The sequence below is a fragment of the Allobosea spartocytisi genome, from assembly GCF_014764685.1.
GTDB lineage: Bacteria > Pseudomonadota > Alphaproteobacteria > Rhizobiales > Beijerinckiaceae > Allobosea > Allobosea spartocytisi.
In genome coordinates, this window is the sequence record NZ_JACXWY010000002.1 from 223,755 (window position 1) to 237,322 (window position 13,568).

Sequence of the window (13,568 nt, forward strand, 5' to 3'; positions counted from 1 at the left end):
ATAGTCTCCTTGTCCATCTTGCGCTCACAGGTCGTCGGCTGCGGCTCCTATCTTCCGGCCCGCATCGTCACCAATGCCGAACTCGCCACGCGCGTCGACACCAGCGACGAGTGGATCGTCCAGCGCACCGGCATCCGCCAGCGCCATGTCGCAGCCGATGACGAGCCCACCTCCGTGGTCGGCCTCAAGGCCGCGCAGGACGCCATCGCCGATGCCGGCATCGACGCCGCCGAGATCGACCTGATCATCGTCGCGACCGCGACGCCCGACCATACCTTTCCCGCCACCGCGACTCAGATCCAGGCCGCGCTCGGCATCACCGGCGGAGTCGCCTTCGACCTGCAGGCGGTCTGCTCCGGCTTCGTCTTCGCGTTGGCGACGGCGGACAAGTTCCTCACGACGGGCGGCGCCAGGACCGCGCTCGTGATCGGCGCGGAGACCTTCTCGCGCATTCTCGACTGGGAGGATCGCGCGACCTGCGTCCTCTTCGGCGACGGCGCCGGCGCGGTGGTGCTGAAGGCCGTTCCCGGCGAGGGGACGCTCGCCGACCGTGGCGTGCTCACGACCCATATCCGCTCGGATGGTCGCTACAAGGACAAGCTCTATGTCGATGGCGGCGCGGGCTCGACCAAGACGGTCGGCTTCCTGCGCATGGAGGGCAAGGAAGTCTTCCGCCACGCCGTCAACAACCTCGCCGAGACGGTGCGCCATACCTTCGCCGAGACGGGGCTCTCCGGTACCGACATCGACTGGTTCGTGCCGCACCAGGCCAACCGCCGCATCATCGACGCCACCGCCGACAAGCTCGGGATCAGCCACGACCATGTCGTGCTGACCGTGGATCGCCATGGCAACACCTCGGCCGCCTCGATTCCGCTGGCGCTGGCGGAGGCACATAAGGACGGCCGGATCAAGCCGGGTCAGCTCGTGCTGATCGAGGCGATGGGCGGCGGTTTCACCTGGGGGTCGGCGCTGATCCGGTGGTGAGCCGGTTTGCGGCATTTGCTTAAATTGTGACGTTTTTCTTGCCGATTCGGGTCGATTTTCGTCGGCGTGGCCGCTAATCCCGCGTTCGAGGATTGACCGGGACAGCGCGGGCGCCTAGCGTCCGCCGTCCGTATTTGGCGAAGGGCGGAGGCTGCGGCCGCCGTCGATGATGCGCCTCTGGAGGATATGAATGTCGGGGCAAACGGTGACTCGTGCGGATCTGTGCGAGGCTGTCTACCAGAAGATCGGGCTGTCCCGCACGGAGGCGTCGAAACTGGTCGAGGCGGTGCTCGACGAGATCTGCGACGCGGTCGCACGCGGCGAGAACGTGAAGTTGTCCTCGTTCGGTTCGTTCGTTGTGCGAGACAAGGGCGAGCGAATCGGGCGTAATCCGAAGACTGGCGTTGAGGTGCCCATCGAGCCGCGTCGCGTGATGGTGTTCAAGCCCTCGAACGTGATGAAGGCCCGCATCAACGGGCAGACGGGTGAGGGCGAGACCGAGTGAATCTGGAGTTCCACGCCGGCGAAGCAGATGCGGAGGCCGAATTGGACACCAAGAGCCCCGATGCCTTCCGAACCATCAGCGAGGTCGCAGAGGACCTCGACGTTCCCCAGCATGTGCTCCGTTTCTGGGAAACCCGCTTCAACCAGATCAAGCCGCTGAAGCGCGGCGGCGGACGCCGCTACTACCGCCCTGACGACGTCGCCCTGCTCAAGGGCATCCGCCGCCTGTTGTACGGCGAGGGTTATACGATCAAGGGCCTGCAGCGGATCCTGAAGGAGCAGGGGCCGCGCCATGTCCAGGCCATCGGACGCGGAGGGCCCATCGGCCCGGCCAGCGGCGCCGGCTCGTCATCCGCGCCGGCGCGCGCCGATCACGCAGGCGAGGCGCCTCACGCCGATGACAGGGCGCCCCGGCACCCGCCCGTCCCGGAAGGGCTCGACGACATCACGGTCCTGACGGCCGTGATGGCCGAGCTCGGCGAGTGCCGGCGCATCCTCGAACGCGCGCTGAAGCCCGCCGCCGAGCCGGCCTGAGTGTAGCAAGCGGTCGAGCGCTTGCCCGGTTAGCACATAGTCTGACCCATGGCTGCGCTCCGGCGCTTGATTGCCGCTGCTTGCGCATTAGGTTCCCCTACCGGGGACGACCCCGGCTAGCAGCCCTTTCATGTGACAGGCGTGGACGACCTCGCCGGATTTCCGAGGAGCGCCGTCATGGCCTGGCTCTATCTTTTCATCGCGGGTTTGTTCGAGGTCGGCTGGGCGATCGGCCTGAAATACACGCAGGGCTTCACCCGCCTCATGCCGACCGTCTTCACGCTCGCCAGCATGGTGATCAGCGTCGGCCTGCTCGGGCTCGCCCTGAAGAACCTGCCGGTCGGCACGGCCTATGCGATCTGGACGGGCATCGGCACGACCGGCACCGCCATTCTCGGCATGGTCCTGCTGGGCGAGCCGGCTGGCGCGCTGCGTCTCGCCTGCATCGGCCTGATCGTGGCGGGCATCGTCGGGCTCAAGCTGGTCTCGGCCTGACGCTTCGGCGAGAGCCGGACGATGTCAGATGGGTCGCAAGGCGATCCCATCTGACATCCGAATCCGTCTCTGACCGAAGAGTGAGAGCGGGATTCTCGCGAAAGCCGGTTTCCACTTCGCTCGAAAATGCTCTAGCGGCGGCGAAAGGCCTCGGGCCAGTAGCCGCCGCGTTCGAGCGCCACGATCAGCAGGACGATGGCGAGCGTCACCACGATCGTCGTCAGCTTGGCATTCCAGGGAACGCCACGACCAATCAGCCAGAACAGCGCCAGCCCGGCGATGAGGGGGATCATGATCTCCATGGCGCGAGCATAGGGCAAGCTCGCACCGCCCGCCAAATCCGGGGGCGACCGCCGCCGGACGGACGGTGTCAAGCTGGGGATTCGGCGCCGGTTGCTGTGACGGCTTCTGCCCGTCCGATGATCCTGTCGCCCTCGACCAGCGGCTTGAGACGCGCCAGCTCGGTGGCGGCGAAGTCGAGGAACAGCCGCACGCGCGGCGTATGCCGCAGATCGGGATGGGTCAGCAGCCAGAGATCGGCCGAGAGGTCGGGATCGGGTTCGGCAAGCCGCGTCAATCCGGGCCGCGTATCGCCGATGAAGCAGGGCAGGAAGCCGATACCGATGCCGGCCTCGACCGCTTCCGCGAGGCCGAGCACCGTGTTGAGCTTGTAGACGACCCGCTCGGGCGCGACATGGCGCGCGAGATAGCGCACGGCGCTCAGCATGGTGAACTGCTCGCCGAGCGACACCCATTTGTGCTCCCACAGGGCCTCGCGCGCGGGCAGCTCCGGGCCGGGAAAGTCGGCGCTGCGCCCATAGAGCGCCCAGGCGATGCGGGCGGGCTTGCGTCCGATCAGCGTCTCCGGCGGATTGTCGGTGGCGCGGATCGCGATGTCGGCATCGCGCTTGGAGAGATTGGCGGCCTGGTTGCCGATCAGGATGTCGAGCCGGATATCCGGGCATTGCGCCAGGAACTTCGCGAAGACCGGTGTCAGCAGATCGACCAGCAACGTGTCGTTGGTGGCGATCCGCAATTCGCCGGCGGGCTTGATCTCCTGGCCGGCGAGCCGGCGCGTGAAGGCGTGGATGTCGTCGTCGACCCGGCCCGCGAGCTGGACCATCTCCTCGCCGGCCGGCGTCGCGACATAGCCGCTGCGGTGCCGCTCGAACAGCCTGACACCGAGCGCTTCCTCGATCTGGCCGAGCCGTCGGAACACGGTGGAGTGGTTGACGCCGAGCGCGTCGGCAGCCGCCGGCAGGGCCCGCTTGTCGGCGACGGCCTTGATCAGGCGGAAATCGTCCCAGGCGAGCGTTTTGGCGGCGGAGGGGCGAGGGGAAGACGTCATCCGGTCAGTTTCCGCCAAGGCATCGTCACGTTCAAGACCGACGCCGGCCATGGCCGGCGTCGGACGGAGGCTCGGTGCTGAAGTCAGGCAGCGTCAGGCGAGGGCGGGCTTCGCATCGAGGAGCGACGGCGCCGGCTTCACCGCGAAGGCGCCATCGCCGATCAGGGCGTGGGCGAAGGCGGTCAGCGCCAGGAAGGCCGGATATTCCCAGCCGCCGTTCGGGGCATTGAACACCCAGCCATTCGGGGCATGGACCATCAGCGCGCCGAGCAGGATCGGGATCAGCAGCAGCGAGACATAGCGGCCGTAGAAGCCGAGCAGGATGGCGAGGCCGCCGAGAAGCTCCGCCAGCATGATCGGCCAGGCGAGGAAGCCCGGCAGGCCGACCTGCCCGAGGAAGCCCGCAAAGCCGGCCGGCGTGAAGATGACGAGCTTGAGATAGGCATGGGCGATGAACATGGCGCCGAGCGCGATGCGCAAGGCGAGGGCGCCGTAAGGAGCGAGGCGGGTATCGGTCATGGTCGTGTCTCCGGTTGGGTGAGGGGTGGGCGGTATCGTTCGCCACCCAAAATCGTCCGGGACATGCAGCAATTCAAATTGTGATTTCGATCTCATGACATTGCACCAAAGCAATGAGCTACCTCTGGCATTCCGGGCCGATGCTGCCAATCTCTCGGCCAACAGCGACGCCGAACCGGCCCTTTGGCGGGCGGCGCTCTCCTGAAACGCCTTTGGAACGGAGGACCGTCATCATGCAGATCAATGGGCTTCACCACGTCACCGCCATCTCTGGCCCCGCCCGCCGCAATCTCGATTTCTACAGCCGCGTGCTCGGCCTGCGCCTGGTCAAGAAGACCGTCAATTTCGACGATCCCGGCACCTATCACCTCTATTTCGGCGATGCCGACGCGGCGCCGGGCTCGATCCTGACCTTCTTCCCCTGGGAGCATGCGGCGCCGGGCCGTCTCGGCGTCGGCGAGACGCAGGAAACCGTGTTCCGGGTGCCGGAAGGCTCCATCGGCTTCTGGGCGCACCGCTTCGTCGAGCAGGGCGTGCCGCATGAGGCGCCGCTGAAGCGCTTCGGCGAAACCGTGCTGAGCTTCCGCGATCCGGACGGGATGCGGCTTGCGCTCGTCGGCCTGGCCGGCGTCGAGGCCGAGCCCTATTGGACGGATGGCGGCATCGGCCCGGAGAACGCGATCCGTGGCTTCCACAGCGTCAGCCTGCTCCTGGCCGATGCGGCGCCGACGGCGGCGATCCTCACCGACGTCTTCGGCTTCGCCGAGGCCGCCCGCGAGGACACGCTGATCCGCTATGCGGTGAAGGGCACGCAGATCGGCGGCGTCATCGACCTGCGCGTCGCCGGCGGCTTCCTGCCGGCCCGGCAGGGCACGGGCTCGGTCCACCATATCGCCTTCCGGGCGGCCGATGACGCCGCGCAGCAGGAGATGGTGCGCCGTCTTGTCCAGAACCATGGCATCAGCCCCACGGAACAGCGCGATCGGAACTATTTCCGCTCGGTCTATTTCCGCGAGCCCGGCCATGTCCTGTTCGAGATCGCGACCGACATCCCCGGCTTCGCCGTGGATGAGCTGGCCGCCGAGCTCGGCCGCTCGCTCAAGCTGCCGGCCGGCCTCGAGGCGCATCGCGCGCAGATCGAAGCCGTCCTGCCCGAGCTCGCCTGACGGCGACCATCACCGCCGCCTCGCTCGCCGTTTGCGGGGGCGAGGCGGCTCCTCCGCTTCCTGAAGGGAGAGACCTCATGACCGCGACCGCAGCCGATACCGGCTTCATCCATGTCTTCGAGCCGGGCAGCGACGCCGCCCGCAAGCCGCTCCTGCTGCTGCACGGCACCGGCGGCGACGAGCGCGACCTGCTTTCCCTGGGGCGCACCGTCGCGCCGGGGGCGAGCCTGCTCTCGCCGCGCGGCAAGGTGCTGGAAGGCGCCGCGCCGCGCTTCTTCCGCCGCCTGGCGGAAGGCGTGTTCGATGAGGCAGATCTGATCCGCCGCACCCATGAACTCGCCGACTTCATCGAGGAGGCCCGCTCCCGTTACGGCTTGCCGGCGCCGATCGCGCTTGGCTTCTCGAACGGCGCCAACATCGCGGCGAGCCTCCTGCTGCTGCGGCCGGAGGCGTTGGCCGGCGCGGCGCTGCTGCGCGCCATGCCGCCCTTCCGGCAGCCGCTGCGTGTCGACCTGGCGGGCAAGCCCGTGCTCCTGCTCTCGGGCCTGCTCGACCCGATCGTCCCTGCCGCCGGCGCCGAGGCGCTGGCGCAGACGCTCGCGGCCGACGGTGCCACCGTGGAGCATCGCAGCTTGCCGGCGAGCCATGGACTCACCCAGGCGGATATCGGGCTGCTGAAAGACTGGCTGGCGCGGGTTTGATCTGGAGGCGGCGCTCCTCGCCCGAGTTTTAGGATTGCTGCTTGTGGAGGAGCCAGTCGGCGTAACGTTGTGCGAAATTGCTGGAAACGCGGTCGATCGGATCAGGCATGAAGGCTTGGTCGAGCAACGCGCCACCGATTCCCTGACCGGCGAGCGCGTTGACCGTGAGATCCGGCACTGCAAGGAGGATCTTTCCGCTCTTGCCGTCGATCAGATCGACATGGGCCGTAATGCGATGATCGCCGCCAACCAGCACCCGCTGAATGGCTGAGCTGATCATCAGGTTTTTGATCGTTACCCGGAGCGTGACCGGTCGCGACCCGGAGAGCTCGGGCTTCAGCGTCCTCTCCAATGCGGTTGCGATCTTCCGTGCCGCAGCTTCCCGCACATAGGCACGGCCTTCCTCGGTCTTGCCGAGTTCGTCCGACTGGATTGCCGGCAATCCCTTGGAGGCCGCATAGGCGCGTTCTGCGTCACCCCACCAGATGGCGGCGCTCTGGTCGTAGCCCACCTGCACCGACTTCAACCCGAAGGATGCGATCTCGTCCGCTGGAATTGTATTGGAAACGCTGATGCAGCCGCCGAGCGACAGGACGATCAGTGCAAGCGAAAGGAGGCGAATCATCGGAGGTCTCTAAGCTGTGGAGAGCGCAGCTAGAGGTTGCAATCGGACTGCGGGCAACATCGACTATGGCAGCATTGTGGCGAGGCCCGTGCGAACATCGACGTGGATGTTGTCATCAGGGCTCCAAAGCGGATTGCATCCGGTTCGGCCCACCACTATAAGCCGGTCCGTCGGAGCGTAGCGCAGCCCGGTTAGCGCACTTGTCTGGGGGACAAGGGGTCGGAGGTTCGAATCCTCTCGCTCCGACCATTCAAATTCCTGAAGAAACCATGTGAGCCTTGCCCCGAAGGGCTCACCGCGGCTTCAGGGTTGTCGCAGCGATCGCAGCTGCGAAACATTTACCCTCGCCCGATACGATGATTGCGAGGAGATCCACCCGGCGTCACTGTGCGCAGGGGAGATGGATCAGGTGTCGGAGTTCGGAAAGCCATGTCTCTCGCGCCTGCGGCCGCGCCGCGTGCATCCGTGAACGCGTCCTCTGCCGCCGATGAGCAGACGGGCCGGTCGCTTGCCCGGCTGTTCGGGGAGATCCGCCCGGACTGGCACTCCGCCTGGGCCTGGGACAACTACGAATCAACCATCCTCACGCTCGCGCGCACCTATGGGCTGCGCAGCGTCTGTGAGATCGGCGGCGGGCGCGATCCGCTGTTCACCGCCGGGCAGGCGACCGAGCGTGGGATCGACCTGATCGTCAACGACATCGACGCCGGCGAACTGGCATTGACCCCCGCCGGCCTGAAGACGGCCCGTTTCGACATTGCCGGCGACCTCTCCGAGCCGGATGTCGCGCCCGGCGGTTACGACATGATGATCTCGCGCATGGTCTTCGAGCATATCGACGGCGTGGAGCAGGCCTGGCGCAACGTCCATGCGCTGCTGGCGCCCGGCGGCGTGGCGCTTGCCTTCTTCCCGACGCTCTGGGCGCCGGTCTTCGCGCTGAACCATGTGCTGCCGGAGAAAGCCTCGCGCGCCATCGTCCATGCGCTGTTCCCGGCGCGCCGCGACGGCGGCAGCGATCCGAAATTCCCGGCGCTCTACGACTGGTGCCGCGGCAATCCGCGGATATTGACGCCGATGCTGAATCGGGCCGGCTTTCGCGACATCCATATCCAGCCCTTCTGGGGGCATGGCTATTTCGACCGGATGCCGGGGCTGAAGCAGCTCGACCATGGCTTCAACGCGCTGGCGGCGAAGACCGGCTGGAGCCTCGTGACCACCTACGCCTATGTCGTGGTTCGCAAGGAGCGCGGCTGAGGCGCTCCCGCCACGCTCGGGTCGGGCAGGGCGCTGAGGCCCCAGACCAGCCCGAGCATGAGATAGAGATGCCGCCAGTGGTCGGTATCGATCTGCAGCCCTTGCAGGATGAGCACGAACAGCACCGACCACAGCACGATCGCGTGGTTCTGCCAGGCCGCGCGCCGGAAGACGAGCCGCCAGCCGACATAGATCGTCGCCGCCATCAGTGCGAGCCAGGCGATGCCGCCGAGCCAGCCATAGGAGGCGAAGGCGTTGATGTAGACGTTGTGCGGGTCGGCCTGGTTGAAGAGCCAGCGGAAGCGCAGCGGCCCGAAGCCGTTCGGGGCCTCGAGCAGCATCGGGATCGAGCGGATCTGGTTGCCGAAGCGGCCGGTGACGCCCTGGTCGTAATCCTGGTCGAGGTTCGCGCGGACCTCGAAGACGGCGCGGATATTCTCGAAGGACAAGGCGACCAGAAGCGCCAGGATCATGGCGACGAGCGCCGCCAGCGACATCGCCACGATACGGCCGCGGGCCTTGCCGTCGGGCGCGATCAGGAAGTTCAGCGCGGTCATCATCAGCGCGGAGGCGACGAGCACGCCCCAGGCGCCGCGCGAGAAGGTCAGGAACAGCCCGGCCAGCGGCACGCTGAGTGCGAAGAGCCCACGCAGGATGCCGGTTTGTCCGGTCAGGATGCGCTGGAGCACGTAGACGATCGCCAGGGTGAGGAACGGCCCGAGCACGTTCGGGTCCTTGAAGGTGCCGGAGGCGCGCCCGTAGAGGGTGAAGATCTCACCCAGCCCGGCGACGTCGAAATAGCCGAGAATCGCTGCCAGCCCCGCGCACCAGGCGGCGAGCAGATAGCCCTTCCGCAGCGCCTCAAGCCGCGGCAGCGTGTCCTGCGCCATCGCGGCGGCGAGCACGATCGCGGTGATCATCAGATAGGCCGAGACGGCCGTGAAGCGCACCGAGGCCGGGTCGTCCATCCAGGGGATCAGCGAGAAGGCGCCGCCGATATTGTAGAGCAGCAGCAGCACGGCCAGCGGCAGCAGCTTCTGCGAGAAGCGGATGCCGGTGAGCGCGAGCACGAAGAGCACGAGCAGAAACACCAGCTCATAGGGCGAGGGCTCGATCAGCACGAGGCCGCCCGAAGCCGCCAGCAGCCAGAGCGCGCCGCGCTGGATCGCGGCGAAGGAGATCGCCGCGCGCCGGCCCTGAGCCTGCGAATGCTGCACGGTGGCGCTCAATAGGCGTTCTCGTTCTTGGTGAGCAGCGAGAACGGCGTCTTCGCCAGGATGTAGAGATCGAGCAGCACCGACCAGTTCTCGATGTAGTAGAGATCGTGCTCGACGCGCCGCTGGATCTTGTCCTCGGTGTCGGTCTCGCCGCGCCAGCCATGGATCTGCGCCCAGCCGGTGATGCCGGGCTTGACCTTGTGGCGGGCGAAATAGCCGTCGACCACCTGCTCATAGGCGCGGTTCAGCGTCTTGGCATGGATCGCGTGCGGCCGGGGGCCGACGAGCGAAAGATCGCCCTTGAACACCACATTGATCAATTGCGGCAGTTCGTCGATCGAAGTCTTGCGGATGAAGCGGCCGACGCGCGTGACGCGTGGATCGTCCTTGGTGACCTGCTTTGCCGCCGCGTGGTCGGTCATCTCGTGACGCAGCGAGCGGAACTTCAGCACCTCGACGATCTCGTTGTTGAAGCCGTAGCGCTTCTGGCGGAAGAACACCGGTCCCTTCGAGTCGAGCTTGATCGCGATGGCGGTCGCCAGCATCACCGGAGAGAGCGCGATCAGCGCCAGCGTGCCGACGAACTTGTCGAACAGCCATTTGACGACGATGTCCCAGTCCGCGATCGGCCGGTCGAATACGTCGAGCACCGGCACGGCGCCGAGATAGGAATAGGAGCGGGGCCGGAAGCGCAGCTTCGACATATGGGCCGAGAGCCGGATGTCGATCGGCAGGATCCAGAGCTTGCGCAGCATCGTCAGAAGCCGCGCCTCGGCCGAGATCGGCAGGGTGAAGATCACCAGGTCGAGCCGGGTGCGCCGCGCGAACTCGACGAGATCGTCGATGGTGCCGAGCTTCGGATAGCCGGCGACGAGATCGGGCGAACGCGCATCGTTGCGGTCGTCGAAGACGCCGCAGATGCGCAGGCCCGTATCCTTCTGCGCCTCGAGCGCCTTGATCAGCTCCGCGCCGGCCTCGCCGCCGCCGACGATGGCCGTGCGCCGTTCGAGGCGCCCGGAGCGCGTCAGCCGGCGAACCGCCGCGGTGACGGCGAAACGCTCGGCGATGAGCGCGCCGCCGCCGGCGAGGTAGAAGCCGATCAGCCAGCCGCGCGAGACCTGGCTGCCGACCTTGAGGAAGAAGAACGCGGCCAGCGCGATCAGGAACAGCATCGTCCAGCCGCCGATGAGCCGCACCACCATGCCGGCAAAATGGCGCAGCGCGCCGACCGGGTAGAGCCGCAGGGCCTGGAAGGTGGCGAGCGCACCGACGGCGACCACCGGGATCGTGATCTGATAGGCGAGGGGATCGTCCACCTTGCCGGCCGCATAGAGCCAGTAGATCAGCCCGCCGGCCGCGAGCACGACCAGCACGTCGAGCAGGCGCACCAGCCCTTCGATCATCACCGGCGAGAGCGTGGGCTTGACCGGCAGCGCCGCGATACGCTCCGCGAGCGGGTGGAAGCGGCGCGTCTGCCCGTCCTCGGTTTTGCCCATGGATGCCGGAGCGGCCGATCCGGCCGCATCCGCCTTCATCATATCGCGGACATCGAAAGTCCCCATGACGTCCATTCCTCGTCCCGATCGCGGCGTCTCGCGCCGCGACCCGGGCTGTGGTCCAGAGCCGGATGATTTCGGCCGGGATCGTCCCATGATCCCGTCGGAAATCCGAAGCCGGCCCCGCCAGAGAGCTGGAGCCGGATCTTCGCGAAAAACCGGTTTCGATTTCTTCGCATCCTGCTCTAGCCGAAATTGCTCTCGGAACGCTTAACCGGACTATTCGCTGTTTCGGCGGATTTGCAACGTTTTCCCATGCGATTCGTGGGTCGCGCGGGCACGCCGCCCCGCCTGTTTTCCGCCTCTGTGAAGAAACGGAAATAGCCCTGCCGCCTCAAGGGGTTGTCTGAAGTTTACCGCAATACTTTTTTCGTTCGATTTGGTGTGTCTTATTTAATCGGAAGTGTTTATCGGTTGACAGAAGGTCTTTGCGCAGGCATATCTGTCGGCGATGAGTGTCTGAGAAGCACATATTTCGCGTGACGAGCCTGGCGCCTATGGCGTTGCTCCTTCCGCGGTGCAGTTTGCCGGAGCGGTGCTCCAGCAATTCCATTTCGTCGGAACTCTCGATTTAAATCTCTAACGATTGCTTGGCTGTCTTTGCGGCGCAAATGCGCCGTGTGGCGCGGCTTCGCCCGTGTGCAACATGTCTTTTCATTGGTTGATTCTGCTCGCGGCCATCGCCGTCGAGATCGTCGCGACGGCCGCGCTGAAGTCGGTCGTCTCCGCCCCCTGGCTCGTCGGCGTCCTGCCGCTGCTGTTGATCGGGTTGTCCTTCGCGCTGCTCAGCATCGCCTTGCGCGTCATTCCCATGGCCGTCGCCTATGCGGTCTGGGAGGGGCTCGGCATCGTCGGCATCGCGGCGATGGGGCATCTCCTCTTCGGCGAGCACCTGACGGCTGGCCGCTTCGCCGCGCTGGCGGCGATCCTGGTCGGCATCGTCCTGATCGAAGCCGGCATCGGCCATGGTGGCGAGGCAGAGGATAAGCGTCTGTCGAGCGAGGGGAGGCATGTGTGAATGTCTCCGTCGTTCAATTCATGCCCCTGCTCTGGCTTCTCTTCGCCGTTCTCCTGGAGCTGTCGGGCACCTATCTGCTCAAGCTCTCGGACGGGATGACCCGTCGCCTGCCGGGCGCTGGCGGAGTGCTGCTCGTCATGGGCGCCTTCGGCGCCCTTGCTCAGGCCATCAAGGGCATGGATCTCTCGGTCGCCTATGCGGTCTGGGGCGGGGCCGGCCTCGTCGCGACGGCGATCATCGGGGCGCTCGCCTTCGGCCAGCGGATCAACCGGGCCGGCTGGCTCGGCATCCTGCTCGTGGTCGGCGGCGTCGTGGCTCTCAAACTGACCTAGAGCATGATGCCGAAAAGTGGGAACCGGTTTTCGGGCGACATCATGCTCTAACCCTTCGGCAAGAGACGGATTCAGACATCAGATGGAACCGCGAAGCGATTCCATCTGATGTCATCCGGCTCTTGCGGCCAAGGTGGCGACGCCACCGCGGCGTGCCCGAAGCGCATCGCGATAGGCGGCGATGACGCCGTCGACCATGTCATCCAGCTGGAAATGCTGGCGGACATGGGCGGCGAGATCGGCCGCCTCGGCGAGGCGCTCGCTTTCCGACCGCGCCAGCATGGCGCTTATGGCCTCGGCGAGGATCGCGGGGTCGTTCGCCTTGATCAGGCGGTGCCGGTGGCGAGGCCCGTAGATTTCATTGATGCCGCCGACATCGGTCGAGATCAGCGGCTGCGCTGCCGCGGCCGCCTCGAGGATGACATAGGGCAGCGATTCCGCGCGCGACGGGATGACCATCGCCCGCGCCCGCGCCAGCGCCTTGCGGATCGGCCCTGGCGGCTCGAAGACGCATTGATCGGCGATGCCGCGCGAAACCGTCATGCCCTTGAGCTCGGCCTCGTCCGGCCCCGAGCCGACGATGAGGATGCGCGGGACGAGCCCGTCGCGCCGGCGCAGCAATGCGAGCGCGTCGATCAGCGTGTCGACGCCCTTGGCCGAGCGCAACTCGCCCAGATAGAGCAGGTCGAAACTCGCCGCGCTGTGGCTGATCGGCTCGAACTCGGCTTCGGAGATGCCGTTGAGCACGATGCGGTGCTCCGTCCTGGGCTGATGCCCGACATGGGCCTCGAAGCGTCCGGCGATGAAGCGGCTCTCGAACAGGAACATGTCGGTCGCGCGCTCGAGCAGGCGCTCCACCGTCATGTAGACCTTATGCTCAGTGCTGCCGGGCTTGTAGTTGAAGCTACCGCCATGCGGCGTATAGGCGGTAGCATAGCGGCGGCCCGGCGAGAGCAGCGCCGGGACACGGCCATAGACCCCGCCCTTCGAGCCGTGACAGTGCACGATATCGGGGTCGAGGCGCCGGCGCAGGGCCATCTCCGCCAGTTGCGCCTTGACGTCCGTCCGGCTCGGATAGCGCGACATCGGCACGCGCGTGATCCCGAGCGACAGCGTCTGAGCGAGCTCGCTGAACACCTCGTCGGCGCGAGCCCCTCCTGTGGTGGCGTCGCAGAAGATGCCCACCTCATGGCCGCGCTCGGCCTGTCCGCGCGCCACGTCGAGCACATGCCGGAAGAGCCCGCCGAGCGGTGCGCGAAAGACATGGAGGATTCTGAGCGGCGCACCTTCGGCGGCGCTCATGGCGGGGCCG

The 13,568-nt window shown here is 66.5% G+C and carries 16 protein-coding genes and 1 tRNA gene; 10 read left to right on the top strand and 7 right to left on the bottom strand.

Translation table 11 applies throughout. The features are described 5' to 3' along the window. Window positions 1-9: 9 nt before the first annotated feature. From IED13_RS03865 to sugE, 4 genes are all read left to right on the top strand, one after another. The gene (locus IED13_RS03865) at window positions 10-987 is read left to right on the top strand and encodes a beta-ketoacyl-ACP synthase III (RefSeq protein WP_038368276.1); all 978 of its coding nucleotides are present in this window, start codon (window positions 10-12) and stop codon (window positions 985-987) included. A gap of 190 nt (window positions 988-1,177) precedes the next feature. Continuing rightward, window positions 1,178-1,492, top strand: a complete 315-nt coding sequence (locus tag IED13_RS03870) for an integration host factor subunit alpha (RefSeq protein ID WP_191123436.1) — start codon at window positions 1,178-1,180, stop codon at window positions 1,490-1,492. Between the two features lie 41 nt (window positions 1,493-1,533). After that, complete coding sequence (locus IED13_RS03875; RefSeq protein ID WP_191123437.1) at window positions 1,534-2,025, top strand: MerR family transcriptional regulator; 492 nt, start codon at window positions 1,534-1,536, stop codon at window positions 2,023-2,025. A 177-nt stretch (window positions 2,026-2,202) separates the two neighbouring features. Further along, a complete protein-coding gene (sugE, locus tag IED13_RS03880) occupies window positions 2,203-2,520 on the top strand; it encodes a quaternary ammonium compound efflux SMR transporter SugE (protein WP_112761875.1) in 318 nt (105 codons plus the stop codon). A 131-nt stretch (window positions 2,521-2,651) separates the two neighbouring features. Here the strand turns inward: sugE and IED13_RS03885 are convergent, their stop codons facing one another. The 3 genes from IED13_RS03885 to IED13_RS03895 form a co-directional block, all read right to left on the bottom strand. Continuing rightward, window positions 2,652-2,813: a hypothetical protein gene (locus IED13_RS03885; RefSeq protein WP_156116080.1), complete on the bottom strand. Its 162-nt coding sequence runs from the start codon at window positions 2,811-2,813 to the stop codon at window positions 2,652-2,654. A 77-nt stretch (window positions 2,814-2,890) separates the two neighbouring features. Continuing rightward, complete coding sequence (locus IED13_RS03890; RefSeq protein ID WP_191123438.1) at window positions 2,891-3,868, bottom strand: LysR family transcriptional regulator; 978 nt, start codon at window positions 3,866-3,868, stop codon at window positions 2,891-2,893. Window positions 3,869-3,961: 93 nt separating this feature from the next. Next, the gene (locus IED13_RS03895) at window positions 3,962-4,387 is read right to left on the bottom strand and encodes a DoxX family protein (RefSeq protein ID WP_191123439.1); all 426 of its coding nucleotides are present in this window, start codon (window positions 4,385-4,387) and stop codon (window positions 3,962-3,964) included. A 233-nt stretch (window positions 4,388-4,620) separates the two neighbouring features. Between IED13_RS03895 and IED13_RS03900 the strand changes: the two genes are divergently transcribed. Both IED13_RS03900 and IED13_RS03905 read left to right on the top strand, forming a co-directional pair. Continuing rightward, window positions 4,621-5,553: a ring-cleaving dioxygenase gene (locus IED13_RS03900; RefSeq protein ID WP_191123440.1), complete on the top strand. Its 933-nt coding sequence runs from the start codon at window positions 4,621-4,623 to the stop codon at window positions 5,551-5,553. 77 nt (window positions 5,554-5,630) lie between these two features. Further along, complete coding sequence (locus tag IED13_RS03905; protein WP_038368265.1) at window positions 5,631-6,254, top strand: alpha/beta hydrolase; 624 nt, start codon at window positions 5,631-5,633, stop codon at window positions 6,252-6,254. Between the two features lie 28 nt (window positions 6,255-6,282). Here IED13_RS03905 and IED13_RS03910 read toward each other — a convergent pair whose 3' ends face one another. Further along, window positions 6,283-6,879 carry a hypothetical protein gene (locus IED13_RS03910; protein ID WP_142020713.1) on the bottom strand — a complete coding sequence of 199 codons (597 nt, stop codon included), beginning with the start codon at window positions 6,877-6,879 and terminating at the stop codon, window positions 6,283-6,285. A gap of 171 nt (window positions 6,880-7,050) precedes the next feature. Between IED13_RS03910 and IED13_RS03915 the strand changes: the two genes are divergently transcribed. Beyond that, window positions 7,051-7,128: transfer RNA gene (locus IED13_RS03915), tRNA-Pro, on the top strand. Window positions 7,129-7,308: 180 nt separating this feature from the next. Further along, entirely contained in the window at window positions 7,309-8,133 is an 825-nt protein-coding gene (locus IED13_RS03920) for a class I SAM-dependent methyltransferase (protein WP_051988503.1), read from the top strand. Here IED13_RS03920 and IED13_RS03925 read toward each other — a convergent pair. Both IED13_RS03925 and IED13_RS03930 read right to left on the bottom strand, forming a co-directional pair. Next, window positions 8,103-9,362 carry an O-antigen ligase family protein gene (locus tag IED13_RS03925; protein WP_191123441.1) on the bottom strand — a complete coding sequence of 420 codons (1,260 nt, stop codon included), beginning with the start codon at window positions 9,360-9,362 and terminating at the stop codon, window positions 8,103-8,105. The two genes, IED13_RS03920 and IED13_RS03925, sit on opposite strands and share 31 nt — an antisense overlap. Beyond that, window positions 9,359-10,912 carry an undecaprenyl-phosphate glucose phosphotransferase gene (locus IED13_RS03930; RefSeq protein WP_191123442.1) on the bottom strand — a complete coding sequence of 518 codons (1,554 nt, stop codon included), beginning with the start codon at window positions 10,910-10,912 and terminating at the stop codon, window positions 9,359-9,361. The genes IED13_RS03925 and IED13_RS03930 overlap by 4 nt, the downstream gene beginning before the upstream one ends. Before the next feature lie 640 nt (window positions 10,913-11,552). Here IED13_RS03930 and IED13_RS03935 point away from each other — a divergent pair. Both IED13_RS03935 and mdtI read left to right on the top strand, forming a co-directional pair. Then, window positions 11,553-11,924, top strand: coding sequence for a DMT family transporter (locus IED13_RS03935; protein ID WP_051988501.1), 372 nt, complete (start codon window positions 11,553-11,555; stop codon window positions 11,922-11,924). Beyond that, window positions 11,921-12,256, top strand: coding sequence for a multidrug/spermidine efflux SMR transporter subunit MdtI (mdtI, locus tag IED13_RS03940; RefSeq protein ID WP_197062819.1), 336 nt, complete (start codon window positions 11,921-11,923; stop codon window positions 12,254-12,256). The genes IED13_RS03935 and mdtI overlap by 4 nt, the downstream gene beginning before the upstream one ends. 111 nt (window positions 12,257-12,367) lie before the next feature. On the opposite strand, the gene IED13_RS03945 is transcribed toward mdtI, so the two are convergent. Next, complete coding sequence (locus IED13_RS03945) at window positions 12,368-13,558, bottom strand: glycosyltransferase (protein WP_133565629.1); 1,191 nt, start codon at window positions 13,556-13,558, stop codon at window positions 12,368-12,370. Between the last annotated feature and the right edge of the window lie 10 nt (window positions 13,559-13,568).

Excerpts from the sequence above, each read along its gene's own strand:
- IED13_RS03870 (WP_191123436.1), top strand. The coding sequence starts at position 1,178 with ATGTCGGGGCAAACGGTGACTCGTGCGGATCTGTGCGAGGCTGTCTAC.
- IED13_RS03895 (WP_191123439.1), bottom strand. The coding sequence starts at position 4,387 with ATGACCGATACCCGCCTCGCTCCTTACGGCGCCCTCGCCTTGCGCATC.
- IED13_RS03920 (WP_051988503.1), top strand. The coding sequence starts at position 7,309 with ATGTCTCTCGCGCCTGCGGCCGCGCCGCGTGCATCCGTGAACGCGTCC.
- IED13_RS03900 (WP_191123440.1), top strand. The coding sequence starts at position 4,621 with ATGCAGATCAATGGGCTTCACCACGTCACCGCCATCTCTGGCCCCGCC.
- IED13_RS03885 (WP_156116080.1), bottom strand. The coding sequence starts at position 2,813 with ATGATCCCCCTCATCGCCGGGCTGGCGCTGTTCTGGCTGATTGGTCGT.
- IED13_RS03905 (WP_038368265.1), top strand. The coding sequence starts at position 5,631 with ATGACCGCGACCGCAGCCGATACCGGCTTCATCCATGTCTTCGAGCCG.
- IED13_RS03945 (WP_133565629.1), bottom strand. The coding sequence starts at position 13,558 with ATGAGCGCCGCCGAAGGTGCGCCGCTCAGAATCCTCCATGTCTTTCGC.
- IED13_RS03910 (WP_142020713.1), bottom strand. The coding sequence starts at position 6,879 with ATGATTCGCCTCCTTTCGCTTGCACTGATCGTCCTGTCGCTCGGCGGC.
- IED13_RS03935 (WP_051988501.1), top strand. The coding sequence starts at position 11,553 with ATGTCTTTTCATTGGTTGATTCTGCTCGCGGCCATCGCCGTCGAGATC.
- sugE (WP_112761875.1), top strand. The coding sequence starts at position 2,203 with ATGGCCTGGCTCTATCTTTTCATCGCGGGTTTGTTCGAGGTCGGCTGG.
- IED13_RS03890 (WP_191123438.1), bottom strand. The coding sequence starts at position 3,868 with ATGACGTCTTCCCCTCGCCCCTCCGCCGCCAAAACGCTCGCCTGGGAC.
- IED13_RS03930 (WP_191123442.1), bottom strand. The coding sequence starts at position 10,912 with ATGGGGACTTTCGATGTCCGCGATATGATGAAGGCGGATGCGGCCGGA.